This window comes from Ectopseudomonas khazarica, assembly GCF_004521985.1.
Classification (GTDB): Bacteria; Pseudomonadota; Gammaproteobacteria; order Pseudomonadales; family Pseudomonadaceae; genus Aquipseudomonas; species Aquipseudomonas khazarica.
On the sequence record NZ_SBHZ01000002.1, the window covers coordinates 15078 to 41027 of the forward strand.

22 protein-coding genes are annotated in these 25950 nt (G+C 66.0%); 14 read left to right on the forward strand and 8 right to left on the reverse strand.

All coding sequences use genetic code 11. The annotated features are described in order from the left end of the window. Nucleotides 1-357: 357 nt before the first annotated feature. The 6 genes from EPK82_RS01895 to EPK82_RS01920 form a co-directional block, all read right to left on the reverse strand. Nucleotides 358-765, reverse strand: coding sequence for a nuclear transport factor 2 family protein (locus tag EPK82_RS01895; RefSeq protein ID WP_134675628.1), 408 nt, complete (start codon nucleotides 763-765; stop codon nucleotides 358-360). A 61-nt stretch (nucleotides 766-826) separates the two neighbouring features. Continuing rightward, entirely contained in the window at nucleotides 827-1711 is an 885-nt protein-coding gene (locus tag EPK82_RS01900) for a ChaN family lipoprotein (RefSeq protein WP_134675629.1), read from the reverse strand. A 19-nt stretch (nucleotides 1712-1730) separates the two neighbouring features. After that, nucleotides 1731-2498 (reverse strand): heme ABC transporter ATP-binding protein, encoded by a 768-nt coding sequence (locus EPK82_RS01905; protein WP_134675630.1) that lies wholly within the window; start codon nucleotides 2496-2498, stop codon nucleotides 1731-1733. Continuing rightward, entirely contained in the window at nucleotides 2498-3535 is a 1038-nt protein-coding gene (locus EPK82_RS01910; RefSeq protein WP_134675631.1) for a FecCD family ABC transporter permease, read from the reverse strand. Before EPK82_RS01910 ends, EPK82_RS01905 begins: the two co-directional genes overlap by 1 nt. Further along, on the reverse strand, nucleotides 3532-4419 hold the full coding sequence (locus tag EPK82_RS01915; RefSeq protein WP_134675632.1) for a heme/hemin ABC transporter substrate-binding protein: 888 nt from the start codon (nucleotides 4417-4419) through the stop codon (nucleotides 3532-3534). Before EPK82_RS01915 ends, EPK82_RS01910 begins: the two co-directional genes overlap by 4 nt. A 1-nt stretch (nucleotide 4420) precedes the next feature. Then, complete coding sequence (locus tag EPK82_RS01920) at nucleotides 4421-5491, reverse strand: hemin-degrading factor (protein ID WP_134675633.1); 1071 nt, start codon at nucleotides 5489-5491, stop codon at nucleotides 4421-4423. Nucleotides 5492-5665: 174 nt separating this feature from the next. Here EPK82_RS01920 and EPK82_RS01925 point away from each other — a divergent pair, with 174 nt between their 5' ends. Both EPK82_RS01925 and EPK82_RS01930 read left to right on the forward strand, forming a co-directional pair. Then, complete coding sequence (locus EPK82_RS01925; protein WP_134675634.1) at nucleotides 5666-7876, forward strand: TonB-dependent hemoglobin/transferrin/lactoferrin family receptor; 2211 nt, start codon at nucleotides 5666-5668, stop codon at nucleotides 7874-7876. Between the two features lie 114 nt (nucleotides 7877-7990). Beyond that, a complete protein-coding gene (locus tag EPK82_RS01930; protein WP_134675635.1) occupies nucleotides 7991-8308 on the forward strand; it encodes a Rieske (2Fe-2S) protein in 318 nt (105 codons plus the stop codon). Here the strand turns inward: EPK82_RS01930 and sfsA are convergent. After that, entirely contained in the window at nucleotides 8305-9012 is a 708-nt protein-coding gene (gene sfsA / locus EPK82_RS01935; protein WP_134675636.1) for a DNA/RNA nuclease SfsA, read from the reverse strand. The two genes, EPK82_RS01930 and sfsA, sit on opposite strands and share 4 nt — an antisense overlap. Next, entirely contained in the window at nucleotides 9002-10183 is a 1182-nt protein-coding gene (locus tag EPK82_RS01940; protein ID WP_037050764.1) for a pyridoxal phosphate-dependent aminotransferase, read from the reverse strand. Before EPK82_RS01940 ends, sfsA begins: the two co-directional genes overlap by 11 nt. 256 nt (nucleotides 10184-10439) lie before the next feature. Between EPK82_RS01940 and dksA the strand changes: the two genes are divergently transcribed. The 12 genes from dksA to EPK82_RS02000 all read left to right on the forward strand — a co-directional run bounded on the left by dksA (nucleotide 10440) and on the right by EPK82_RS02000 (nucleotide 25936). Next, entirely contained in the window at nucleotides 10440-10886 is a 447-nt protein-coding gene (dksA, locus tag EPK82_RS01945; protein ID WP_017675309.1) for an RNA polymerase-binding protein DksA, read from the forward strand. A 134-nt stretch (nucleotides 10887-11020) separates the two neighbouring features. Next, complete coding sequence (gluQRS, locus tag EPK82_RS01950) at nucleotides 11021-11905, forward strand: tRNA glutamyl-Q(34) synthetase GluQRS (RefSeq protein WP_134675637.1); 885 nt, start codon at nucleotides 11021-11023, stop codon at nucleotides 11903-11905. 107 nt (nucleotides 11906-12012) lie between these two features. Further along, the gene (locus EPK82_RS01955; protein WP_003244646.1) at nucleotides 12013-12189 is read left to right on the forward strand and encodes a hypothetical protein; all 177 of its coding nucleotides are present in this window, start codon (nucleotides 12013-12015) and stop codon (nucleotides 12187-12189) included. Next, nucleotides 12173-15127 (forward strand): sensor histidine kinase, encoded by a 2955-nt coding sequence (locus EPK82_RS01960; protein WP_037050768.1) that lies wholly within the window; start codon nucleotides 12173-12175, stop codon nucleotides 15125-15127. Before EPK82_RS01955 ends, EPK82_RS01960 begins: the two co-directional genes overlap by 17 nt. A gap of 53 nt (nucleotides 15128-15180) precedes the next feature. Beyond that, a complete protein-coding gene (locus tag EPK82_RS01965) occupies nucleotides 15181-16611 on the forward strand; it encodes a sigma-54-dependent transcriptional regulator (RefSeq protein ID WP_134675638.1) in 1431 nt (476 codons plus the stop codon). A gap of 767 nt (nucleotides 16612-17378) precedes the next feature. After that, nucleotides 17379-18773, forward strand: coding sequence for a polynucleotide adenylyltransferase PcnB (locus EPK82_RS01970; protein WP_134675639.1), 1395 nt, complete (start codon nucleotides 17379-17381; stop codon nucleotides 18771-18773). After that, nucleotides 18773-19258, forward strand: coding sequence for a 2-amino-4-hydroxy-6-hydroxymethyldihydropteridine diphosphokinase (gene folK / locus EPK82_RS01975; protein WP_197035097.1), 486 nt, complete (start codon nucleotides 18773-18775; stop codon nucleotides 19256-19258). The genes EPK82_RS01970 and folK overlap by 1 nt, the downstream gene beginning before the upstream one ends. Before the next feature lie 262 nt (nucleotides 19259-19520). Then, complete coding sequence (gene panB / locus EPK82_RS01980; protein ID WP_134675640.1) at nucleotides 19521-20321, forward strand: 3-methyl-2-oxobutanoate hydroxymethyltransferase; 801 nt, start codon at nucleotides 19521-19523, stop codon at nucleotides 20319-20321. After that, nucleotides 20318-21175, forward strand: coding sequence for a pantoate--beta-alanine ligase (panC, locus tag EPK82_RS01985; RefSeq protein ID WP_134675641.1), 858 nt, complete (start codon nucleotides 20318-20320; stop codon nucleotides 21173-21175). The genes panB and panC overlap by 4 nt, the downstream gene beginning before the upstream one ends. A gap of 81 nt (nucleotides 21176-21256) precedes the next feature. Continuing rightward, entirely contained in the window at nucleotides 21257-22921 is a 1665-nt protein-coding gene (gene pgi, locus EPK82_RS01990; RefSeq protein ID WP_037050784.1) for a glucose-6-phosphate isomerase, read from the forward strand. A gap of 144 nt (nucleotides 22922-23065) precedes the next feature. Continuing rightward, nucleotides 23066-25003, forward strand: a complete 1938-nt coding sequence (gene acs, locus EPK82_RS01995; RefSeq protein WP_134675642.1) for an acetate--CoA ligase — start codon at nucleotides 23066-23068, stop codon at nucleotides 25001-25003. A gap of 69 nt (nucleotides 25004-25072) precedes the next feature. Beyond that, nucleotides 25073-25936: an oxygenase MpaB family protein gene (locus EPK82_RS02000; RefSeq protein WP_037050786.1), complete on the forward strand. Its 864-nt coding sequence runs from the start codon at nucleotides 25073-25075 to the stop codon at nucleotides 25934-25936. Nucleotides 25937-25950: the final 14 nt, after the last annotated feature.

Sequence of the window (25950 nt, forward strand, 5' to 3'; positions counted from 1 at the left end):
GCCTCAACTGATCGCGAGATCAGCCGATAAGCTAAAGAGACCATTCAGTCGGACTCTTCAGATTATCTCCTCATCAGGCTAATCACGGTTATTGACCCGGCTCTTTGCCGGGTCTTTTTTTGCCTGCGCGGCAGGATTCTCCAGCACCAGCGTTTCATGAGAAAAATTCTCAAAAAGGTGTTGACCGATAAATGATAATTGTTATTATTACCCCATCTGGTCGCGAGATCAGTCGATAAGCTAAAGAGACCATTCAGTCGGACTCTTCAGATTATCTCCTCATCAGGCTAATCACGGTTATTGACCCGGCTCTTTGCCGGGTCTTTTTTTGCCCGCACGAAACACGCTGCGGCCGCTTCAGTCGTCGACCTGCGCCAGCCAGTCCGGCAGATTGAAATGCAGGCTGATACGGCTGATCAGCCCCTCGCGAATCTCGAAGAACGCCCCTACCCGCAGCGCGTAGCGTTGCCCGCACGCCTCCGGCAGCCCATCGTCGGTTGCCAGGTACTCCCCGGCGACGTGGTACTCGCAGGCCGCATGGGCGCCCTGCGGATCGGTCAGGATCACCAGCTGTTCGAGGGTTTCGCGGTAACACCGCATGTGCCGCTCGAGGTAGTCCGCGAAGGCTGCGCGGCCATGCTCGGCGAACCCCTGGTTGGGCTCCAGGATCAGGTCATCGCTGACCAGCGCCAGACAGGCACGGACATCGCGGTCATTGAGTGCATTGAAGTAACGGTGCAGCAGGTCGCGAACAGCGGCGGGCATGGCGCAGGCTCCAGATCGGCAAAGCGCCGAGGATACCCCGCAGCCATCCCGGGAAAGGCGGCTAGGGTCGCAGTTTGGCGCAGTGGTCCTGCTCCGGCTGCGCCGCGGTGAACCAGACGTAGTCCGCCATCGATGCATCCACCTGACGCCCAACTTCGGCCAGCATCAGTACGGCATTGCCCTGCCCCGCTCCGAGGTCTGCCAGGTGCAACGGCACCCCCAGGTCCTTGCGCGCATGAAAGGCACCTGCCAGCAGCAGGCTCGGTCGCGGCGCTGCCAGCAATGCCTCGGCCATGCGCCGATCACGTTGCTGCTGCACGGCCAGCATCGCCGGCACCTGGCTCTCCGGGAGCAGGCCGCAGTGCGACTCGCGGATATCGCGCTGCAGCCGCTGCTGCACCGCCGCAGCGGTAGAGGCCTGCCCCTGCAGCGCCGGACGCTGCTGATAGATGCGCATGATCTCTTCCCGGTCCAGATTGGCCGCCAGCAATGGATAGGGCTGGCGCAGCTGGTAACGCACCAGCGCACCGTACATCGCCCAGTCCCACCCCGGTTGCCAGGCCAGGGCCCGGATGGCGTCGAGCGGAGGGCGCCCCGCACGCGTCTCGCCCCGGACCTGATCGACTCTGGTCTGCTGGCTCGGGCTGAGCATTTCCAGCAGCACACTGCCCTGCGGACGCCGGGCCGCCAGCTCACGCGATAGCCACAGTTGCAGGGCGTGGTGATCCGGGTTGTCGTGCTGCTCGCCGACCACGACCCGCGACGCCCGCGCCAGGCGCTCGACCAGTCGCTGCGGCGTGATGCGCTCACCGCTGCGCAGGTCGAGTATCACCCCCAGGTCGGCGTGGTCGCGCCCCTCGCTGGCGATAGGAGCCGGCGGTGGCAGTACGCCTCTGGACTGGCAGGCGACCAGCAGGGACAGGCAACACAGCAACAGTATTCGCATGGCAAGCTCCCACATCGAGTCAACGCGCCACGATCAGTGGATGGCCGCGCTCCGGGTGTCGCTGTATCAGTACGTCCAGACCGAACACCGCACGCAGGGGCTCGGCCCGCAGCACCTCGTCGGGGCTGCCCAAGGCATGGGGGCGTCCCGCCTGGAGCAGGAGAATACGGTCGCAGTATCGCGCCGCCAGGTTCAGGTCATGCAGGATCACCAGCACCGCGGCACCCTGGCTGGCGAAGTCACGTACCGCCTGCAGCGTGGTGTGCTGGTGCAACGGATCGAGCGCCGAGGTCGGCTCGTCGAGCAGCAACACCTGCCCCTCTCCGCCCGGCCAGAGCTGCGCCAGCACGCGCGCCAGGTGCACACGCTGGCGCTCGCCACCGGACAGCGCCAGGTAACTGCGCCCACGCAGGTGCTCGGCATCGGCCGCGCGCAGCGCCATGGCGACGATCTCGGCGTCACGCACACGCCCGCTGGCATGCGGCAGACGCCCCATGCCGACCACCTCTTCCACCGGGAAGGCGAAGCTCAGCGTCGAACTCTGCGGCAACACCGCCAGCCGCCGGGCCCGCTGACGCCCATCCCAGTCACTCAGGGCGCGCGCATCCAGGGTCACCCGTCCTGCGCTCGCCTCGAATTCCCCGCACAGGGCCCCCAGCAGGGTGCTCTTGCCGGCACCATTGGGGCCGAGCACGCCCAGCACGTCGCCAGGCTGCAACCTCAGGTCGATATCCCCCAGGACGGTTTTGCCGCCCCGGCGCACGCTCAACTGTTCTGCGCGCAACATCAGGTTCGCCCCCGCACCAGCAGATAAAGGAAGAACGGCGCCCCGATCAACGCCGTGACGATGCCGATCGGCAATTCCGCCGGCGCCAGCAGCAGGCGCGCCAGCAGATCGGCCAGCAGCAGCAGGCTGGCGCCGGCCAGCAGCGATGCCGGCAGCAGCACCCGGTGATCGGGGCCGACCAGCAGACGCATCAGGTGCGGGACCACCAGGCCGATGAAACCGATCAGGCCGGCCGCCGCCACCGCAGCGCCGACGCCCAGCGCCGTGCACAGCACCAGCTCCAGCTTGATCCGCTCGACATCGACCCCCAGATGGCGCGCTTCGGACTCGCCCAGCAGCAGCGCGTTGAGCGCCGCGGCGCGGCGCGGCAGCCACAAGGCGATAGCCAGGGTCACCAGCAGCAACGGCCACAGCCGTGGATAGCTGGCGCCGTTGAGGCTGCCCAGATTCCAGAAGGTCAGGCTGCGCAGGGTGGCGTCATCGGCCAGGTAGGTGAACAGGCCGACACCGGCGCCGGACATCGCGGTCAGCGCGACCCCGGCCAGGAGCATGGTGGCGACGTGGGTCTGCCCGTCGCGACGCCCGAAGCGATACACCACGGCAGTCACGATCAGACCGCCGCTGAACGCGCAGAGCGACAGCAGATAAGGCGCGATGGCCGACGGCAGACCGCCGATCATGCTGCCGCCGACGATGGCGACAGCCGCACCCAACGCGGCACCACCGGCGACCCCGACCAGACCGGGGTCAGCCAGCGGGTTGCGGAACAGCCCCTGCATGGCCACGCCGGACAGCGCCAGCACGATACCCACGCACAGCCCCAGCAGGCTGCGCGGCAGGCGTATCTGACCGAGGATCAGCTCGGCCTGCTGCAGGCCCTCCCCGTCGATGGGCAGGCCCAGCAAGCGCAACGCGGCCAGCAGGGTATCGCCCAGCGGCAGGCTGACGGGCCCCAGGGCCAGCGACAGCCAGAACGAAAGCAGCAGGAGGACGCCCATCGCCAGCAGCAATGGGCGGGGACGAAAAACAGGATTCATCGGTCGATTTCGGCCGTCAGAGCTGGCTCGGAAGGATAGAACGCCGCCGACAACTCGACCAGCCCCTCGGGCAGGCGCGGACCGAGCCCGCCCACCAGCAGCGTCGGATCGAGGCTCAGCACACGGCCGTCACGCACGGCGCTGGTCTGCGCCAGCAGCGGATTCTGCCGCAGCACCGCCTGACGCGCCTCCTCCCCCTGCAGACTGCGGTCGGCTACGATCAGCACCTGTGGGTCCATCGCCAGCAAGGCCTCGCTGGAGATCGGCTTGTAGCCGCTGTGCTCGGTGCGACTCTCGCCACCGGCCCGCTCGATCAGCCACACCGCCAGGCTGTCCTTGCCGGCCGCCATGAGGTTGCTGCCAGCATGACCGAGCAGCATCAGCACACGCGGTGCCGGCTGCTGCTCGCGCGCCTTGGCGACCCAGGCCGCCTGATGCTGCAGGGCCTGGCGATAGGCCGCGATCTCTTCATGCGCCTGCTGCGGCCTGCCGAGCAGTTCACCCAGGCGCAGCACATTGCTTTCGAGCGCATCCAGATCGGGCCTGGCCGACAGGCTCTCGATACGAATGCCGGCTGCCTTGATCTGCGCGAGCACCGGAGGCGGCCCCATTTCTTCGCTACCGATCAGCACGTCCGGGTGCAGCGACAGCACCCCCTCCGCCGACAACGCCCGCTGATAGCCGACGCTCGGCAACTGCTGCAGCGATTGTGGATGCAGGCTGGTGGTATCGACGCCGACCAGCTTGCTCTCGCCCCCCAGGCGCACCACCCACTCGCTGAGCGAGCCACCGGAGCTGACCCAGCGTTGCGGCAGTTCGCCCGCACTGGCCAGGGGAGCAAACAGCAGGGCGCTGCACAGCGCCAAGGTTCCACTCAAGCGCATGTCAGGCCTCCAGTGCCGCGATGGACTCGGCCAGCTCGCGCCAGTCGTCACGCTCGGCCATGCCCGGCTTGCGGGCCCCGAACAGCTGGACCACCAGTTCACCCTCTTCGTCATAGGCCTCCAGGCTGGTGATCACGCCATCCACGCTGGGTTTGCGCACGCGCCAGAGCTCGACCACGCCAGGGGTGCTCAGGTGCAGGTTGAACTCGGCATCGAGCACGTTGAACCAGTTATCCAGCCAACGCAGATTGCGCACCGGCCCCGTGTGAATCTGGATGCAGTGACGGTTACCGACGAACACCATGATCGGCACCTCACGCGCTGCCGCCGCCTCGATCAGCCTGGGCAGTTCGGCGGTGGCCAGCGGCTCGGCCCACTGATGACCGGCCAGGCGCAGGGCCTGAGTACGGGCCAGGTCATGGCGCTTGAGCATGGCGAAGAAGTGATGCGTGTCCTTCAGCGCGGCCCAGTCGGCACGCAGTGCCCCCACATCGACCTGATCGTCGCCACGCGGCGCCCTGCGCTCGGCCGGCGGCAGCAGCTCCAGCTCGGCACTCTGCACCTCGGCCCGGAAGCGCTCGACCAGCGGTGCCCAGGCCGCGTCGTCGCTCCTCTCGGTCAGGTAGACCTTGTGTACCGCAAGCCCCTGGCGGTCGAAGATCTGGATGCTGCGCTGCACGCCACGCTCGCCGTTCTCGGCGACGGCGAACACGCTGGCCCACTGCGCCATGAACAGGCGCAGGTCGATGTCGGCGGAGACCACCAACCCCATCGCCCCATTGGCGCTGACGGAAACCTCGCGGTAGTGCCCCTTGCGCTCGTGCACGCAGTGCTCGTTTCGGGTCAGCGCCATGATGTAACCCAGCGTCCCCAGCGCAGGCAGCAACTCGGGCCAGTCACAGCGCAGGCGCACGGCATCCACGCCGAGGCGACTGGCGGTCAGCTCGGCCTCGCTGACACCCAGTACGGCAGCCGCATCGCGGGCACGCAGGCGGGGCTGTTCGAGACGCAGGGCCTGCCAGGCCCGGTACAGGTCGATGGCCGGCAAGGCGGCGGGATTCACACTATTCATCAGGACAACTCCTCTCACGGCAAGACGTGCCCGCTGTTCCTGCACAGCGACGGCAATCTACAAACGATAATCTATATGAGAATTATTTGCATCAGATAAATAATCTGGTTACCGTCTTGCGTCGTCGCCAACCAGGCAGTCGCAGAACTGCCCAGCACGAACGGAGCCATTGCCATGCCCCTTCACCCGCCCTATGCCCGCCGCCCATGGCTGGCGTTACTGATGCTGTGCCCCTCCCTCGCCCTGGCCGATACACCGGCCGAGCTCCCCGATGTCGAAGTCACCGCCAGTGCGGCCGAGCAGCCGTTGCCGACCACCACCCGGACCGATGCCGAGACCCTCGAGCGTCGTCAGATACGCAGTTTCGATGACTTGTCGCGACGCGCCGAACCGGGGGTGAACTACAACCGCAGCAACAACAGCATCAACATCCGCGGCCTGGATCGCGATCGCGTGCTGACCACCATCGACGGCATCCGCATGCCCTGGCTGAACGACGCGGTGCGCGAAGTCAACGGCGGCCTGGACAGCATCGACTTCCAGAGCCTGTCATCGATCGACGTGGTTCGCGGTGCCAACTCCAGCCAGCTCGGCTCGGGGGCCCTTGGCGGCGCCCTGCAACTGCGGACCCTGAGTCCGGATGACCTGCTGGGTAACGACGACAGCTTCGCCGGCCTGGTGAAGAGCGACTACGACAGTGCCGACCGCAGCTGGGGGTTGAATGCGGCCCTGGCCGGTCGGATCAACGACACGGCCTGGCTGCTCCAGGCCGGCGGCCGCCAGGGCCACGAGCTCGACAGCCAGGGCAACGACAACCTGCTCGGTACGCAGCGCACCGCCGCCAACCCCAGCGATAGCGAACAGCAGAGTCTGCTGCTGAAGATCCAGCAGAAGCTCGCCGCAGGCCACCGCATCGGCATGACGGCCGAGCTGTTCGAACGCGTCGAGGACATGGACAGCCGCATCAACCAGGGTACGACCAACTACCCCCGGCACTACGACACCCGCGAGACCAACGAGCGCAAGCGACTCTCGTTCGACCATCAGTACCGCGCCGCAGGCAGCGACAACCTGCTGGACTGGGCCGACACGGTGGTCTACTGGCAGAAGCTCTACCGCGAGGACGAAGTCGACGCCACCCGCGCCGGAACGCTGGCCGGCCCCTTCGGCCGCGCCAACGAGATCGAGAAGAGCCAGTACGGCATCAGCAGCAGCCTGGGCAAACAACTGGGCCGCCACGACCTGACCCTGGGCATGGAGTGGAGCCGCCTGGAAGCCGAGCAGTACAGCAGCGGCTACGATGCCTGCCCCAGCGTGCTGGTGCCTCCCTTCCCGCCGCAACCGGGCAGCACGCCAGCCGGCATCTACTTCTCCTGCGTCAACCTGCACACCAACCAGGCCGAAATGCCGAAGACGCCCGGTACGCTGCAGGGCCTCTACCTGAAGGATGAGATTGCCCTCAGCGACACCCTGACCCTGACGCCGGGTGTGCGCTATGACCACTACGCGTACAAGCCGAGCAGCTCCACCAGCGGCTACGTGCTCGCCGGCGACAGCGTGATGCTCAGCGAGAACAAGGACGCCAAGTGGTCCGGCAGCCTGCTCCTGACCTGGCAGGCCCACGAGCTGGCGACCCTCTACGCGCAATGGGCGCAGGGCTTCAAGGCACCGGACGTCAACGAGCTGTACAGCACCTTCACCAACGCCGGCATGGGCTACGCACGGGTAGGCAACCCCAACCTCAAGCCCGAGGAAAGCACCGGCTACGAAGTCGGCGCCCGTCTCGGCGACAGCCGGCTGGGGGGCTCGGTCAGCCTGTTCGACAACCACTACAAGAACTTCATCGACAGCATCAGCGCCGACGAAGAGGACTATGGTTTCCAGGCGGGCGAATTCCCCACCTTCTTCGAAGTCATGGCCAACCGCGACAAAGTGCGCATCTACGGCGCCGAAGGCAGCGCGCACTGGCAGCTCATGCCGTCCTGGAAGCTCTGGTCCTCGATCGCCTGGGCCGTGGGCAAGGACCGCGAAACCAGGCAGCACCTGAACTCGGTCGCGCCGCTGACCGGCACCCTGGGCCTGAGCTACACCCGCCAGCGCCATGGCGCGGACCTGATGCTGACCGCCGCGCGCCGTCGCGACAAGGTCGAGAATGACAGTGACTTCAAGGCCCCGGGCTATGCGGTGGTCGACCTGACGGGCTACTGGCAGCCCGCGGCCCTGGACGGCGTCAAGCTGCAGGCCGGCCTGTTCAACCTGTTCGACAGGAAGTACTGGAATGCGCTCAACGTGCCCAGTGCCGCCGGCCGCAGCACGCCTCAGCCGGTCGACTACTACAGCGAGCCAGGCCGCACGTTCCGCGTATCGGCCTCCTGGCAATTCTGAGTTCCACTTGGCGCATGGATGCGCCCTCCTCCTTCCTGCGGGATAATCGGCCTCGCTGACGGCGCCACGCGCCACCTTCTACCCATGGCAGAAGGGCATACACGAGAGAACACGATGATCCGCTTATGCAGCCCACAGGAACTGACCGAAGGTCAGAGCCGAGGCTTTCTGATCGAGCAACTGAACCTGTTCGCCGTACGCCGCGACGGCCAGGTGCACGCCTACCTCAACCGCTGCCCACATCGCGGCGTTGCCCTGGAATGGCAGAAGGACGGATTTCTCGATGACAGCGGCAGCCTGATCCGCTGTGCCACCCATGGCGCGCTGTTCCTGATCGAGAGCGGCGAATGCGTGGCCGGCCCCTGCGAGGGACAGGCGCTGCAAGCGCTGGAATGCCGGGAAGACGCCGACGGAATCTGGATCGTGCCCTAGGCCAGCACGTCCAGACGACGCACCAGCGCGATGCCCTCGGGGCTGAGTTCGGCGCCGTAGGCCAGCACTTCGACCCCGGCCGCCTTGGCCTCGCGCAGCCCCGCCGCGTAGACCGGGTCGATTTCCTCGGCGGCGCGCACGGCGGCGATACCGGAGAGATTCACGCAATACAGCTGCACCGTGCGCACGCCGGCACGTGCCAGCGCTGCCAGTTCACGCAGGTGCTTGGCGCCGCGCTGCGTCACCGCATCGGGAAAGGCCGCGACATCGCTGCCGTCGAAGCCCAGGGTGACGCTCTTGACCTCGACGAAGGTCGGCCCCTGGGGGAAATCCAGGCGAAAATCGGCGCGGCTGTTCTCCACCCCGTAGGGCACCTCGCGCTTGAGCGCGGTGAAACCGTTCAGCTCGCTGATCAGTCCGGCGCGCAGCGCCTCCTCCACCAGTGCATTGGCCCGCGCCGTATTGATGCAGGCCAGGCGGCCTTGCGGCGTCTCGCTGATTTCCCAGCTCCCCGGCAGCTTGCGCTTGGGATCGTTGCTGCGGCTGAACCACACACGGCAGCCTTCGCTCATGCAGTTGAGCATCGATCCGGTATTGGCGCAGTGGATGGTCAGCGCCTCGCCGCCGGCCGTCTCGATATCGGCCAGAAAGCGCTTGTAGCGGCGCAGCAGGCGCCCTTCTTCCAGGGGCGGATCAAAGCGCATCGGGATTCCAGCTCTTCAGGCCACGGGCGATGCGTTCGACTGCCTGCTGCAAGCGCTCGACGTTCTGCGTGTAGGCGAAACGCACATGATGCCCGGCCTGATAACGGCCGAAATCCAACCCCGGGGTGAACGCCACGTGCTCGGTTTCGATGAAGTGGCGGCAGAAGGCGAAGGCATCGCCACCGAAGGCGCTGATGTCCGCATATAAATAGAAGGCGCCTTCAGGCGTGGCGGCGATGCCGAAGCCCAGCTCGCGCAGCGCCGGCAGCAAGTAGTCGCGGCGGCGCTGGAACTCGTGGCGGCGTTCTTCGAGGATGGCCAGGGTATCGGCCTCGAAACAGGCCAGCGCAGCGTGCTGAGCCATGCTCGGCGCACTGATGTAGAGGTTCTGCGCCAGCTTCTCCAGCTCCGGCACCGCCGCCTCGGGCGCGACCAGCCAGCCCAGACGCCAGCCGGTCATGCCGAAATATTTGGAGAAACTATTGAGCACGAAGGCCTCGTCATCCACCTCCAGCACGCTGCTCGCATCGCAACCGTAGGTCAGCCCGTGGTAGATCTCGTCCACCACCAGATGGCCGCCGCGCTGCTTGATGCTCGTCGCCAGGGCCGCCAGCTCGTCCTTGTGCAGCAGAGTGCCGGTGGGGTTGGCCGGCGAGGCGACCAGGGCGCCGACGCTGGCGGAGTCCCAGTGCCGCTCGACCAGCTGCGGAGTCAGCTGGTAGCGCACGTCCGGGCCGACCGGCACCAGTTGCGCAGCCCCTTCGACCAGCCGCAGGAAGTGGCGGTTGCACGGATAGCCGGGGTCGGCCAACAGCCAGTGCTTGCCGGGATCGACCAGCAGGCTGGCGGCCAGCAGCAGGGCGCCGGAGCCGCCCGGCGTGATCAGGATGCGCTGCGGGTCGACGTTCAGCCGATAACGCTCGGCGTAGAACGCGGCGATCGCCTCGCGCAGCTGCGGCAAGCCCCGCGCGGCGGTGTAACGGGTATGCCCGGCTGCCAGGGCGGCCTGGCCCGCGCGAATGATCGGCTCGGCGGTGGTGAAATCCGGCTCGCCGATCTCCAGGTGGATGACGTCGTGACCGGCTGCCTGCAGCTCGTTGGCCCGCGCCAGCAGGGCCATCACATGAAAGGGTTCGATGGCGCGACTGCGCCCACTGTAGAGCTGAGCCATGGGCCTGCCTTCACGGTTGCGAGCGGCGGATTCTAGCAGGGCTGCTCGGGCAAGCGGCAAGGACGCCGGGCACCGCTACACTTGCCGATCAGGCCCATGCAGATTTCATTCACACCCCTGAGGGGCAGAGACAACCGGGAGTAGCGCGCCCCGATTCGATCTGGTAAGTTCGCCGGCTTGCAGTCGCAGGGCCGGAAAACCGTCTGGCAATGGAATAACCTGCGCGATGGATTCGAAAGAGTGAGAGGCGTCATCCATGCCCACAAAAGAAAAAGCCAAAAGCACCAGCCAGCTGATTCGTGGTTTCGAGCCCTATCAAGAGAAGAAGGGCGAGGAATACATGAGCGAGCCGATGCGCGCTCACTTCACCAGCATCCTCAATAAGTGGAAGCTGGAGCTGATGCAGGAAGTCGACCGCACCGTGCACCACATGCAGGACGAAGCGGCCAACTTCCCCGATCCGGCGGATCGCGCCAGCCAGGAAGAAGAGTTCAGCCTGGAGCTGCGTGCCCGTGATCGCGAGCGCAAACTGATCAAGAAGATCGACGAGACCCTGCAGCTGATCGAAGACAACGATTACGGCTGGTGTGACTCCTGCGGCGTCGAGATCGGCATTCGCCGACTGGAAGCCCGCCCCACCGCCACCCTGTGCATCGATTGCAAGACGCTGGCGGAAATCAAGGAAAAGCAGATCGGTTCCTGATCCGACGACGGGGCGCTCAGGCGCCCCGTTGCATTTCTGGGGAGAGGGTGATTCAGCGCATGCCCTCTCCCCCGGCCCCTTGCCCATGAATGGGAGAGGGGAGAAAACAACCCCTTCGACCCAGCCTCGCCTCGATGAACAGCTCCTACGTCGGGCGCTTTGCCCCCACGCCCAGTGGCTACCTGCATTTCGGTTCGCTGGTCGCCGCCCTCGCCTCCTACCTCGATGCGCGCGCCGTTGGCGGCCGCTGGCTGCTGCGCATGGAGGACCTCGACCCGCCCCGTGAAGTCCCGGGCGCCCAGGACGCGATCCTGCGCACCCTGGAAACCTATGGCTTCGAATGGGATGGCGAGCTGGAGCGCCAGAGCGAGCGACACGCGCAGTACGCGGCGGTGACCGAGCGCCTGCTCAGTCAGGGCCTGGCCTACGCCTGCATCTGCTCGCGCAAGCAGCTGGAAGGTTATGCCGGGGTCTATCCCGGCTTCTGCCGCAATGCCTGCCATGCCGAACAGAATGCGGCCATCCGCATACGCGTACCGGAGCTGGACTACCACTTCATCGACCGCGTGCAAGGCGAATTCCATCAGCACCTGGGCCGCGAAGTCGGTGACTTCGTCATTCGTCGCCGCGACGGTCTGTTCGCCTATCAGCTCGCGGTGGTGCTGGACGACGCCTGGCAAGGCATCACCGATGTGGTACGCGGTGCCGACCTGCTCGACTCGACCCCGCGCCAGCTCTACCTGCAGGAACTGCTGGGGCTGCCGCAACCGCGCTACCTGCACGTGCCGCTGATCATCCAGCCGGACGGCCACAAGCTGGGCAAGAGCTATCGCTCACCACCACTGCCAGCCGACCAGGCCGGGCCACTGCTGCTGCGTGCCCTGCGCGCGCTCGGCCAGCCAGCACCCGCCGAGCTGCGGGGCGCCGCCCCCCGGCAGCTGCTGGAATGGGGCATCGCCCACTGGGACGCCACACGTATCCCACGCAGCCGCACCCTGGCCGAAGCGCAGCTGCGCTGACGGGCGCAATCCGCGTCACACCGGCGCCACCACTACCAGCCCTCAAGCAGGTGGCCTGAAACGCGCCGCTTCCTTTACCATCGCGGCATCTTTCGACGAGATGCCACATGTATATCTACCGACTGGTCCTGATCCTGGTTGTAGGGATCTACCTGTTCTCACCGGCCATCATGGACTGGTGGATCGACCCCAATGGTGCCTGGTATCGCCCCTACCTGCTGTGGCTGATCCTGATCGTCGTGACCTTCATTCTCCAGAGCCAACGCGATGCTGACGAGCTTTAGCCTGAGCGAACTGATCCTGATCAGCGCCGGCTATCTGCTGGTGCTGTTCGGGGTTGCCTGGGTCAGCGAACACGGCCTGATCCCACGCTGGATCATCCGCCACCCGCTGACCTACACCCTGTCCCTGGGCGTCTATGCCAGCGCCTGGGCCTTCTACGGCACGGTCGGGCTGGCCTATCAGTACGGCTACGGCTTCCTCGCCAGTTACCTGGGCGTCTCCGGTGCCTTCCTGCTCGCCCCGGTGCTGCTCTATCCGATCCTGCGCATCACCCGCACCTACCAGCTGTCATCGCTGGCCGACCTGTTCGCCTTCCGCTTCCGCAGCACCTGGGCCGGCGTGCTGACCACCCTGTTCATGCTGATCGGCCTGCTGCCACTGCTGGCCCTGCAGATCCAGGCGGTGGCCGACTCCATCGGCATCCTCAGCCGCGAGCCGCTGCAGGAAAAGGTGGCGCTGAGCTACTGCGGCCTGATCATCCTCTTCACCATCCTGTTCGGCGCCCGGCATATCGCCACCCGAGAAAAGCACGAGGGCCTGGTGTTCGCCATCGCCTTCGAATCGCTGGTCAAGCTGGTGGCGCTGGGGGTGATCGGCTGGTACGCGCTCTACCGGGTGTTCGGCGGCCCCCACGAGCTGGAACTGTGGCTGGTGCAGAACCAGGCGGCGCTGTCCACGCTGCACACGCCGCTGCAGGAAGGTCCCTGGCGCACCCTGCTGCTGGTGTTCTTCGCCTCGGCCATCGTCATGCCGCACATGTACCACATGACCTTCACCGAGAACCTCAACCCGCGCGCGATGGTCAGCGCCAGCTGGGGCCTGCCGCTGTTCCTGCTGCTGATGAGCCTGGCGGTGCCGCTGATCCTCTGGGCCGGCCTCAAGCTGGGAGCGACCACCAACCCGGAATACTTCACCCTCGGCCTGGGCATCGCGGTGAACAGCGAGGCGCTGGCCCTGCTTGCCTACGTCGGCGGCCTGTCGGCCTCCAGCGGGCTGATCATCGTCTCCACCCTGGCCTTGTCGGGCATGGCGCTCAACCACCTGGTGCTGCCGCTGTACCAGCCACCGGCCGAGGGCAACATCTATCGCTGGCTGAAGTGGACGCGCCGCGCGCTGATCGCCTTCATCATCATGGCCGGCTATGGCTTCTATCTGCTGCTCGGCGCGCAGCAGGACCTGGCCAACCTCGGCATCGTCGCCTTCGTCGCCACCCTGCAGTTCCTCCCGGGCGTGCTCTCGGTGCTGTACTGGCAGACCGCCAACCGCCGCGGCTTCCTCGCCGGCTTGCTGGCCGGTATCTGCGTCTGGGCCCTGACCATGCTGCTGCCGCTGCTGGGCAACCTGGACGGCTTCTACCTGCCGCTGTTCAACGTCATCTACGTGCTCGACGATGCCAGCTGGCACCTGGCGGCCATCGCCTCGCTGGCCGCCAACGTGCTGGTGTTCACCCTGGTGTCGCTGTTCACCGAAGCCAGCCCCGAGGAGAAGAGCGCCGCCGAGGCCTGCGCGGTGGACAACGTGCGCCGCCCGCAACGACGCGAACTGGTCGCCGCCACCCCACAGGAATTCGCCGCGCAGCTGGCCAAGCCGCTGGGCGCCAAGACGGCCCAGCGTGAGGTGGAACAAGCGCTGCGCGACCTGCACCTGCCCTTCGACGAAGGCCGCCCCTATGCCCTGCGCCGCCTGCGCGACCGCATCGAAGCCAACCTGTCCGGCCTGATGGGCCCCAGCGTCGCGCAGGACATCGTCGAGACCTTCCTGCCGTACAAGTCCGGCAGCGAAGGTTACGTCACCGAGGATATCCACTTCATCGAGAGCCGCCTGGAGGACTACCAGTCGCGTCTCACCGGCCTGGCCGCCGAACTCGACGCCCTGCGCCGCTACCACCGGCAGACCCTGCAGGAACTGCCCATGGGCGTCTGCTCGCTGGCCAAGGACCAGGAAATCCTGATGTGGAACCGCGCCATGGAGGAGCTCACCGAGATTCCCGCCCAGCGCATCGTCGGCTCGCGCCTCAGCGCCCTGGCCGAACCCTGGCAGAGCCTGCTGCAGGACTTCATCGAACGCCCCGACCAGCACCTGCACAAGCAGCACCTGGCCCTGGACGGGCAGATCCGCTGGCTGAACCTGCACAAGGCCGCCATCGACGAGCCGCTGGCACCGGGCAACAGTGGCCTGGTGCTGCTGGTCGAGGACCAGACCGAAACCCAGTTGCTGGAAGACAAGCTGGTGCACTCCGAACGCCTGGCCTCCATCGGCCGCCTGGCGGCGGGTGTCGCCCACGAGATCGGCAACCCGATCACCGGTATCGCCTGCCTGGCGCAGAACCTGCGCGAGGAGCGCGAGAACGATGGCGAACTGACGGAGATCAGCGGGCAGATTCTCGAACAGACCAAGCGCGTGTCACGCATCGTCCAGTCGCTGATGAGCTTCGCCCACTCCGGCAGCCATCAGCGCAGCGACGAACCGGTGTGCCTGGCCGATGTGGCGCAGGACGCCATCGGCCTGCTGTCACTGAACAAGCGCAACTTCGACATCCAGTTCTACAACCTCTGCAACCCGGAGCACTGGGCCGAGGGTGACCCGCAACGCCTGGCCCAGGTGCTGATCAACCTGCTGTCCAACGCCCGTGACGCCTCCCCTCCGGGCGGCGCGATCCGCGTGCGCAGCGAAGCCAGCGAACATACCGTCGACCTGATCGTCGAGGATGAAGGCAGCGGCATTCCCAAAGCCATCATCGACCGCCTGTTCGAACCGTTTTTCACCACCAAGGACCCCGGCGAAGGGACCGGTCTGGGCCTCGCGCTGGTCTATTCGATCGTGGAAGAGCATTATGGACAGATAACAATCGACAGCCCGGCCGACCCCGAGCGCCAGTTGGGCACTCGAATTCGGGTCACCCTGCCAAGGCATGTCGAGGCGACGTCCGTAGCGATGTAAACAGCGACAGCAGGTGCCAACCGCACCTCCGTGACCGCCGAGAGAACGAATTGATGCCACATATTCTTATCGTCGAAGACGAAACCATTATCCGCTCTGCCTTGCGCCGTCTGCTCGAACGTAACCAGTACCAGGTCAGCGAAGCGGGCTCGGTACAGGAAGCCCAGGAACGCTACAGCATTCCCGGCTTCGACCTGATCGTCAGCGACCTGCGCCTGCCCGGCGCACCGGGTACCGAACTGATCAAACTGGCCGAAGGCACCCCGGTGCTGATCATGACCAGCTACGCCAGCCTGCGCTCGGCGGTGGACTCGATGAAGATGGGTGCGGTCGACTACATCGCCAAGCCCTTCGACCACGACGAGATGCTGCAGGCCGTCGCCCGCATCCTGCGGGACCGCCAGGAAGCCCGCAATGCCCCGGCAACCGCTGCCGCAAGCAGCGTGCGGGGTAGTGGCGCGGAGAAACCCGCGGAAAGCGCCAACGGCGAGATCGGCATCATCGGCTCCTGCGCCGCCATGCAGGACCTTTACAGCAAGATTCGCAAGGTCGCGCCCACCGATTCCAATGTACTGGTCCAGGGCGAGTCCGGCACCGGCAAGGAACTGGTCGCACGCGCCCTGCACAACCTGTCCAGGCGTGCCAAGGCGCCCCTGATCTCGGTGAACTGCGCGGCCATCCCGGAGACCCTGATCGAGTCCGAGCTGTTCGGCCATGAGAAAGGCGCCTTCACCGGCGCCAGCGCCGGGCGTGCCGGCCTGGTCGAAGCGGCGGACGGCGGCACGCTGTTCCTCGACGAGATCGGCGAGCTGCCACTGGAAGCCCAGGCACGACTGCTGCGCGTCCTTCAGGAAGGCGAGATTCGCCGGGTCGGCTCGGTGCAATCGCAGAAGGTCGACGTGCGTCTGATCGCGGCGACCCACCGCGACCTGAAGACCCTGGCCAAGACCGGCCAGTTCCGCGAAGACCTCTATTACCGCCTGCACGTCATCGCCCTCAAACTGCCGGCGCTGCGCGAACGCGGCAACGATGTGCTCGAGATCGCCCAGGCCTTCCTGGTTCGTCAGTACAGCCGCATGGGGCGCGAGCCGTTGCGCTTTGCCCACGACGCCGAGCAGGCGATTCGCCATTACCCCTGGCCCGGTAACGTGCGCGAACTGGAGAACGCCATCGAGCGTGCGGTGATCCTCTGCGAGGGTGCGGAAATATCCGCCGACCTGCTGGGCATCGACATCGAGCTGGACGACCTGGAAGACGACGACTTCGGCCTGCCTGGCAGCAGCCAGAGCAGTAGCGGCAGCCATGAACCGACCGAGGACCTGTCGCTGGAAGACTATTTCCAGCACTTCGTTCTCGAACACCAGGACCACATGACCGAAACCGAGCTGGCCCGCAAGCTGGGTATCAGCCGCAAATGCCTGTGGGAACGTCGTCAGCGCCTGGGCATCCCACGGCGCAAATCCGGCGTGACCAGCAGCCCTTGACAGCGCGACGACGGTGACAACCACCCCGCACACAGGTTCCACAGGTTGTTACCGTTTCAATATCTCGTAACAAAGGCCGGGTCTATCGGTAACGAAAACCCGGCTTTTTTGTCCCCCACCGGACCGCCTCATTTGCCTCAAGCCATTGATTCTAAAGGATTCTCAAAAACTGGCACGGCATCTGCTTTATCTCTGGCATAACAACAATAACAAGCAATGCCCTACACAATAAGAACAAGACGTAACGACTCCAGAACAACAAAAACAATAAGGTACGGAGGCGCAGCTAACTGATTCTTTTGGAGAGGAGTTGCCGCAAGGGGTTCGCCCCAGCGACCAGACCGAGAACAACAAAACTGTCTCGAGACAGCGCCCGAACTGGTTGATCAAGGCAACATCAGCGTCCAAAGAAATCCGTTTGCTATTGGCTCCCCATTCTAGGGAGCACCCGGTAAGCCACGGCGAGCCGGGAAGGGTCGACAACAAAAACAACAGGCCCTCAATAACAATAAAAACAGAGCACGCACCAACTTGGGGGGGAGCTTCGGCTCCCCCAGTAGCTTCCGGTTCCCGGATCCCCGCCTGCCGCCCTTCTACACACCTTCTTCCGACACGATGCTAGAATCCGCAGCAATCATGCGGTCATCGTTTCGCATACCGTTGAAAACCTTGCCAAGGCAGGCTGCCTTTAACGCCACCAAGCCTGAGCAGGTCGTTCTTCAACAGCATGCGGGGCTGGCCGGTCACTTATCCAAACAGTGCCTCCCATGCTGAAAAAGCTGTTCAAGTCTTTCCGCTCACCTCTGCGCCGTGTGCCACGCCCACGCAGCACGCCCGAAGTGCTGAGCAGTAGCCAACATCCACTCAAGCGCAACGAGATCAGTCGGCACGCCATCAGCGTGGTCGAGCGCCTGCAGCGCGCCGGCTACCAGGCCTACCTGGTCGGTGGCTGCGTGCGTGACCTGCTGCTGGATATCGACCCCAAGGATTTCGACGTAGCGACCAGCGCCACCCCCGAACAGGTGCGTGCGGAGTTCCGTAACGCCCGGGTGATCGGCCGTCGCTTCAAGCTGGTACACGTGCACTTCGGTCGCGAGATCATCGAGGTCGCGACCTTCCGCGCCAATCACCCGCAAGGTGAGGAAGAGGAAAACAGCAACCTCGCCGCGCGCCACGAGAGCGGTCGCATCCTGCGCGACAACGTCTACGGCACCCTGGAAGACGACGCCCAGCGCCGTGACTTCACCATCAACGCGCTGTACTACGACCCGACTCAGGAGCACATCCTCGACTACGCCCGTGGCATGCACGATGTGCGCAACCACCTGGTGCGTCTGATCGGCGATCCCGAGCAACGCTACCTGGAGGACCCGGTGCGCATGCTGCGTGCGGTGCGCTTCGCCGCCAAGCTCGACTTCGACATCGAGAAGCACAGCGCCGCGCCGATCCGCCGGCTGGCGCCAATGCTGCGCGACATTCCAGCCGCCCGCCTGTTCGACGAGGTCCTCAAGCTGTTCCTCGCCGGCTACGCCGAATACACCTTCGACCTGCTGCTGGAGCATGACCTGTTCGCCCAGCTCTTCCCGGCCAGTGGCGAGGCGCTCAAGCGCAACCCCGAATACACCGAGAAGCTGATCCGCCAGGCGCTGATCAACACCGACGAGCGCATCCATGACGGCAAGTCGGTCACCCCGGCATTCCTCTTCGCCGCCCTGCTCTGGCCGGCGCTGCCAGCCCGTGTCCTGCAGCTGCAGGACAAAGGCATGCCGCCGATTCCGGCGATGCAGGAAGCCGCTCACACGCTGATCGCCGAGCAGTGCCAGCGCATCGCCGTGCCCAAGCGCTTTACCATCCCGATTCGCGAGATCTGGGACATGCAGGAGCGCCTGCCGCGCCGCAGCGGCAAGCGTGCCGACCTGCTGCTGGAGAACCCGCGCTTCCGTGCCGGTTACGATTTCCTCCTGCTGCGCGAACTGGCCGGCGAAAACACCGGCGGCCTGGGTGAGTGGTGGACGGATTATCAGGACGCCAACGACAGCGAGCGCCGGCAGATGATCCGCGACCTTGCAGGCAAGGGCGAAAGCACCGCCGGTGCCGCGCCGCGCAAGCGCCGCCGCAACAACAACCGGCGCAAGCGCGGTAACGAAGGCAGCGGCGAGTGATGGAGCGGGTCTATATCGGCCTGGGCAGCAACCTGGCCGAACCGCTGCAACAACTGCGCGCAGCGCTGAACGCCATCGCCCAGTTGCCGCACAGCACGCTGGTGGCGCGCTCTTCGTTCTATGTCAGCGACCCGCTCGGCCCGGCCGACCAGCCGCGCTACGTCAACGCGGTGGCGGCGCTGGATACCGAGCTGCAGCCCTGGGCACTGCTCGATGGCCTGCAGCGCATCGAGCAGGAGCAGGGCCGCGTACGCAAGGAAGAACGCTGGGGGCCGCGCACCCTGGACCTGGATGTGCTGCTGTTCGGCGACCGCCTGATCGATGACGAGCGCCTCACCGTTCCGCACTACCACATGCATGCCCGCCCGTTCGTGCTCTACCCGCTGGCCGAGCTGGCCGCCGAGTTGCAGTTGCCGGACGGACGCAGCCTCGCCGCGCTGCTCGATGCCTGCCCCTTCGCCGGCCTGGAACGCCTGCCGGAGTAGCGCACAATGGCGCGCGCCGCCCCTTCCCGGCACACGCCCTGTTACCCGCCGCAAGCCCGCATCGCGTCTGGCCCAGCCCTCTGCCGCTCGGATTGGCAGTAACGCCAGTAACAGAGCGGTAACACCTGCAATTGACTTCATGCCCCCCCATCAGGACTATAGGCGTCCCGTCGCCCCGCGCCGGGCGCACCTTTGATGCCAATCCAGGCCGGATTGCAGCCAGATAGAAGCGGTATACCGAGCCTGAGCGAGGACCTTTGAAATGCCTGACGTTACCCTGACCACACTGCAAAGCTGCAAGCAGAACGGCGAGAAGATCGCCATGCTGACCTGCTATGACGCCACCTTTGCCCACGCGGCCTGCCAGGCTGGCGTGGACGTGCTGCTGGTCGGCGACTCCCTGGGCATGGTTCTGCAGGGCCACGACAGCACCCTGCCGGTCAGCGTCGAGGAAATGGCCTATCACACCGCCTGCGTCAAACGCGGCAATCAGGGCGCACTGATCGTCACCGATCTGCCGTTCATGGCCTACGCCACCACCGAACAGGCCCTGCTCAACAGCGCCAAGCTGATGCAAGCCGGTGCGCACATGGTCAAGCTGGAGGGCGCCGGCTGGCTGGCCGAGCCGATTCGCCTGCTGGCCGAGCGTGGCGTGCCGGTCTGTGCCCACCTGGGCCTGACCCCGCAGGCGGTGAACATCCTTGGCGGCTACAAGGTTCAGGGCCGCCAGGAAGCGCAGGCCCGGCAGATGCGCGCCGACGCCATGGCGCTGGAGCAGGCGGGTGCCGCCATGCTGCTGCTCGAATGCGTGCCCAGCGAACTGGCTGCGGAAATCGCCCAGGCCGTGAAGATTCCGGTGATCGGCATCGGTGCCGGCGCGGCGACCGACGGCCAGGTGCTGGTCCTGCACGACATGCTCGGGCTGTCGCTGTCGGGTCGCGCCCCCAAGTTCGTGCGTAACTTCATGGAGGGCCAGAGCAGCATTCAGGGCGCATTCGGCGCCTACGTGCAGGCGGTCAAGGACGGCAGCTTCCCCGCTGCCGAGCATGGTTTCTCCGCATGAACACGGTCAAGACGCTGCGCGAGCTGCGCGCGGTCATCGCCCAGGCACGTGCCGATGGCAAGCAGATCGGTTTCGTGCCGACCATGGGCAACCTGCACGCCGGCCATGTCTCGCTGGTGGAAACCGCAGCCCAGCGCGCCGACTTCGTGGTGGCCAGCATCTTCGTCAACCCGCTGCAGTTCGGTGCGGGCGAAGACCTGGACACCTACCCGCGCACCCTGCTCGCCGATCAGGAGAAGCTGCTGGCCGCCGGCTGCCACCTGCTGTTTCACCCTGACGTGACGGAGGTCTATCCGCACGGCATGGGCGACCAGACGCGGGTCAGCGTGCCCGGGGTTTCCGAAGGTCTCTGCGGCGCCAGCCGGCCGGGCCACTTCGAAGGGGTCGCCACCGTGGTGACCAAGCTGTTCAACATGGTCCAGCCGGACCTGGCCGTGTTCGGCGAGAAGGACTACCAGCAACTGGCGGTGATCCGCGCGCTGGTGCAGGACCTGAACATGCCGATCCAGATCATCGGCGCGCCGACTCGCCGTGCCGACGACGGCCTGGCCCTGTCCTCGCGCAACGGTTACCTCAGCGCCGAGCAGCGCAATGTCGCTCCCGCGCTGTATCGCGGCCTGCAAGCGGTCGCCGAGCAGTTGCAACGCGGCGCCCGCGACTATGCGCGGCTGATCGACGAGGCCCAGGCCCGGCAACGCGAGGCGGGCTTCGCCCCCGACTACCTGGAGATCCGCAACGCGCTGACCCTGCGCCCTGCGCAGGTCGGCGACCGCCATCTGGTGGTGCTCACCGCCGCGCACCTGGGCAGCACCCGCCTGATCGACAATCTGCTGGTGGAACTGCCTGCGCAGTAGCTGCCTGCGAAGGCAGCCGGTTACACTCTGAAAGGCCCGGATCACGTCCGGGCCTTTTGCTTTTGCGGATCAGGAGCCCCGATGGCCTACTACCAGCAGCCCCACGACGTCACCACCCTGCCCGCCTGGCAGGCCCTGCAGCAGCACCGTGCCGAGATGGCCGGCTTCAGCATGCGCGAGGCCTTCACTGCCGATACAAGGCGCTTCCAGCGCTTCTCGCTGGATGCCTGTGGCCTGCTGCTGGACTACTCGAAGAACCTGATCGACGAACACAGCCTCGAACTGCTGATGCAACTGGCCGAGCAGGCCGGCCTGCACGAAGCCATCACGGCGCTGTTCGGTGGCGAGCACGTCAACGCCTCCGAGGGACGCGCCGCCCTGCATACCGCGCTGCGCAGCCCGGTCGGCCACCGCCTGGTGGTGGACGGCACTGACATCATCCCCGAGGTGCATCGGGTGCTGAACCAGGTCACCGAGCTGGTCAGCCGCATTCACAGCGGCCTGTGGCGCGGCTACAGCGAGAAGCCGATCAAGGAAGTGGTCAACATCGGCATCGGCGGCTCGTTCCTCGGTCCGCAACTGGTCTCCGAGGCGCTGCGCCCGTTCACCCAGCGCGGCGTACGCTGCCACTACCTGGCCAATATCGATGGCAGCGAGTTCCGCGAGCTGACCGCCCGCCTCGACCCGGAAACCACCCTGTTCATCGTGTCCAGCAAGTCCTTCGGCACCCTGGAGACCCTGAAGAACACCCTGGCAGCCCGTGACTGGTACCTGGCCATGGGCGGCCCGGAAGAAGAGCTGCACCGCCACTTCATCGCCGTGACCAGCAACCGCGAGGCGGCCATCGAGTTCGGTATCGGCGAGGAGAACATCTTCCCCATGTGGGACTGGGTCGGCGGGCGCTACTCGCTGTGGTCGGCCATCGGCCTGCCCATCGCCCTGGCCATCGGCGTGTCCAACTTCAAGGAACTGCTGGCCGGGGCCTACGCCATGGATCAGCACTTCACCCAGGCGCCCCTGGCCGAGAACATGCCGGTGCTGATGGCCCTGCTGGGCATCTGGTACAGCAACTTCTGGGGCGCACAGAGCCACGCGATCCTGCCCTACGACCACTACCTGCGTAACTTCACCAAGCACCTGCAGCAGCTCGACATGGAGTCCAACGGCAAGAGCGTGCGCCAGGACGGCAGCGCCCTGGACATCAGCACCGGGCCCGTCATCTGGGGCGGGGTCGGCTGCAACGGCCAGCACGCCTACCACCAGTTGCTGCACCAGGGCCGCCTGCTGGTACCGGCGGACTTCATCGTCCCGGTCAATAGCTACAACCCGCTGTCCGACCACCATCAGTGGCTGTTCGCCAACTGCCTGTCGCAGGCCCAGGCGCTGATGCAGGGCAAGACCCGCGAAGAGGCCGAGGCCGAACTGCGCGGCAAGGGCCTGGCGGAAGACGAGGTTCAGCGACTGGCGCCGCACAAGGTCATCCCCGGCAACCGCCCGAGCAACATTCTGGTGATGAACCGCATCGCGCCGTTCGAGCTCGGCGCGCTGGTCGCCCTGTACGAGCACAAGGTGTTCGTGCAGAGCGCGATCTGGGGCATCAACGCCTTCGACCAGTGGGGCGTGGAGCTGGGCAAGGAAATGGGCAAGGACGTCTACCAGCGCCTGACCGGCCAGCTCGACAACAACGCCTCGGACGCCTCGACCCAGGGCCTGATCGCCCACTTCCGCGAGCGTCATCGCGGCTGACCCTCCACCAACCCGGTCCGGCACGCCTGCCGGGCCGGGCTCCACCGCGCAAGCGCTGCGCCATGAACATCGCCCCTTGAAGCCGGCGCCCGCTTGGGTGCACCCTTGTGCCTGTTGCGGACAAACAATTACAAGGACCCCGCCATGTTCGAGATCACCCGTCACCCCGTGGCCGACGCGGTGCGCCAGCGTGCACACCTGGACAACGACGCCTACCTGCGCCTGTACCGGCAGTCCGTCGAGCAGCCCGACACCTTCTGGGCCGAGCAGGCCAAGGCCTTCCTGGACTGGTTCAAACCCTGGGACAAGGTCCACGACAGCGACCTGAAACAGGGCCGTGCCGAATGGTTCAAGGGTGGCCAGCTCAACGTCGCCTACAACTGCATCGACCGCCACCTGGAACAACGTGGCGAACAGGTCGCCATCATCTGGGAAGGCGACAACCCCAGCGAATCCGCGCACATCACCTACAACGAGCTGCACCAGCAGGTCAGCCGCCTGGCCAACGTGCTGAAGAGCCGTGGCGTGAAGAAAGGCGACCGGGTGTGCATCTACATGCCGATGATTCCCGAGGCGGCCTACGCCATGCTCGCCTGCACGCGCATCGGCGCCGTGCATTCGGTGGTGTTCGGCGGCTTCTCCCCCGACGCGTTGCGTGACCGTATCCTCGATGCCGACTGCCGTACCGTGATCACCGCCGACGAAGGCGTGCGCGGCGGCAAGTACGTGCCGCTGAAGAGCAACGTCGACAAGGCCCTGCAGAGTTGCCCGAACGTCTCCAGCGTGGTGGTGGTCGAGCGTACCCAGGGCGACGTGGCCTGGGTGGAAGGCCGCGACATCTGGTATCACCAGGCACTCAAGGACGTCAGTGCGGACTGCCCGGCCGAGCCGATGGATGCCGAAGACCCGCTGTTCATCCTCTACACCTCGGGCTCCACCGGCAAACCCAAGGGTGTGCTGCACACCACCGGCGGCTATCTGCTCGGCGCGGCGATGACCCACAAGTACGTGTTCGACTACCACGAAGGCGACATCTACTGGTGCACCGCCGATGTCGGCTGGGTGACCGGGCACAGCTATATCGTCTACGGCCCGCTGGCCAACGCCGCCACCACGCTGATATTCGAAGGCGTGCCCAACTACCCGGACGCCTCGCGTTTCTGGCAGGTGATCGACAAGCACCGGGTCAACACCTTCTACACCGCGCCCACCGCCCTGCGCGCGCTGATGCGCGAAGGCGAAGCCCCGGTGAAGGCCACCTCACGGGAAAGCCTGCGCCTGCTTGGCAGCGTCGGCGAACCGATCAACCCGGAAGCCTGGGAATGGTACTTCCACGTGGTCGGCGACACCCGCTGCCCCATCGTCGACACCTGGTGGCAGACCGAGACCGGCTCGATCCTGATCACGCCGCTGCCGGGCGCCACCGACCTCAAGCCGGGATCGGCGACCCGTCCGTTCTTCGGCGTGCAGCCGGTGCTGCTCGACGAGCAAGGCAAGGAAATCGACGGCCCCGGCGCGGGCGTGCTGGCCATCAGGGCCAGTTGGCCGAGCCAGATCCGCAGTGTCTACGGCGACCACCAGCGCATGATCGACACCTACTTCAAGCCCTACCCCGGCTACTACTTCACTGGCGACGGTGCGCGCCGTGACGAGGATGGCTACTACTGGATCACCGGTCGTGTCGATGACGTGATCAACGTCTCCGGCCATCGCATCGGCACCGCCGAGGTGGAAAGCGCCCTGGTGCTGCACGACGCCGTCGCCGAGGCCGCCGTGGTCGGTTACCCGCACGATGTGAAGGGCCAGGGCATCTATGCCTACGTCACCCTGATGAGTGGCCAGGAGCCGTCCGAGGACTTGAAGAAGGACCTGCTGACCCTGGTCGGCAAGGAGATCGGCAGCTTCGCCAAGCCGGAGCTGATCCAGTGGGCGCCAGGCCTGCCCAAGACCCGCTCGGGCAAGATCATGCGCCGCATCCTGCGCAAGATCGCCTGCAACGAGCTGGAGAACATGGGTGACACCTCCACCCTGGCCGACCCCAGCGTCGTCGACAGCCTCACCGAGCAACGGCTGAACCGTTGACCCCCAGCCCGGCCCGAAAGGGCCGGGCTGATCTTGCCGTGGGCCGGCCAAGCGCCGAGAATGCGCGCCATGGATAGCCTACGTCGTCAGATCGAAAAACAGGTACACAGCCTCACCGGCGCCGCCCTGGGGGTGCTCGACCTCGACCAGCCACGCGGCGACGTCGGCCTGTTCGGCCCGCAGTCGATGGTCTGGGAGGTGCACGCCGACTTCACTTCGATGATGGTCGGCGGCGTCTCCGCCCTGCTCCTGCAGATGCTGCACCCGCTGGCCCTGGCTGGCGTCTGGGACCACTCCACCTTCCGCCAGGACATGATCGGGCGCCTGCGCCGCACCAGCCTGTTCATTGCGGGCACCACCTACGGCGGCCGCCAGGATGCCGAGCAGCTGATCGAAAAGGTCCGCACCATTCACCTGCAAGTGGTCGGCAACGCGCCGGATGGCCGCCCCTATGCCGCCAGCGACCCGCAGCTGCTGACCTGGGTGCATGTCTCCGAGGTCAGTCAGTTTCTCGAGGGCTATCTGCGCTACGTCGACCCGCAGCTGCCGCTGGCCGAGCAGGACCGTTACTACCGCGAAGTGGCATTGACCGCCGAACGCCTGGGGGCGCAGGACGTTCCCACGTCCCGCCAGGCGATCGCCGACTACCTCGAACGCATGCGCCCGCAACTGCTCTGCGATGAACGCACCCGGGAAGTGGTGCGGCTGCTGTACGCCGCCCCGGTACCCAGCATGCTCGCCAAGCCCTTCGGCAAGCTGATGATGCAGGCCGGCGTCGACCTGTTGCCGGACTGGGCCAGCGACCTGCTTGGCGAGCGACAGCCCGACTGGCGCCGCCCGCTGATTCGCGCCAGCGTGAGGCGTACCGCCACGCTACTGCGCTGGGCGGTGAGCAACAGCGCGGCGCAACGTGCCCGACGGCGCCTGACGTAACGCCCCTGAGCCGC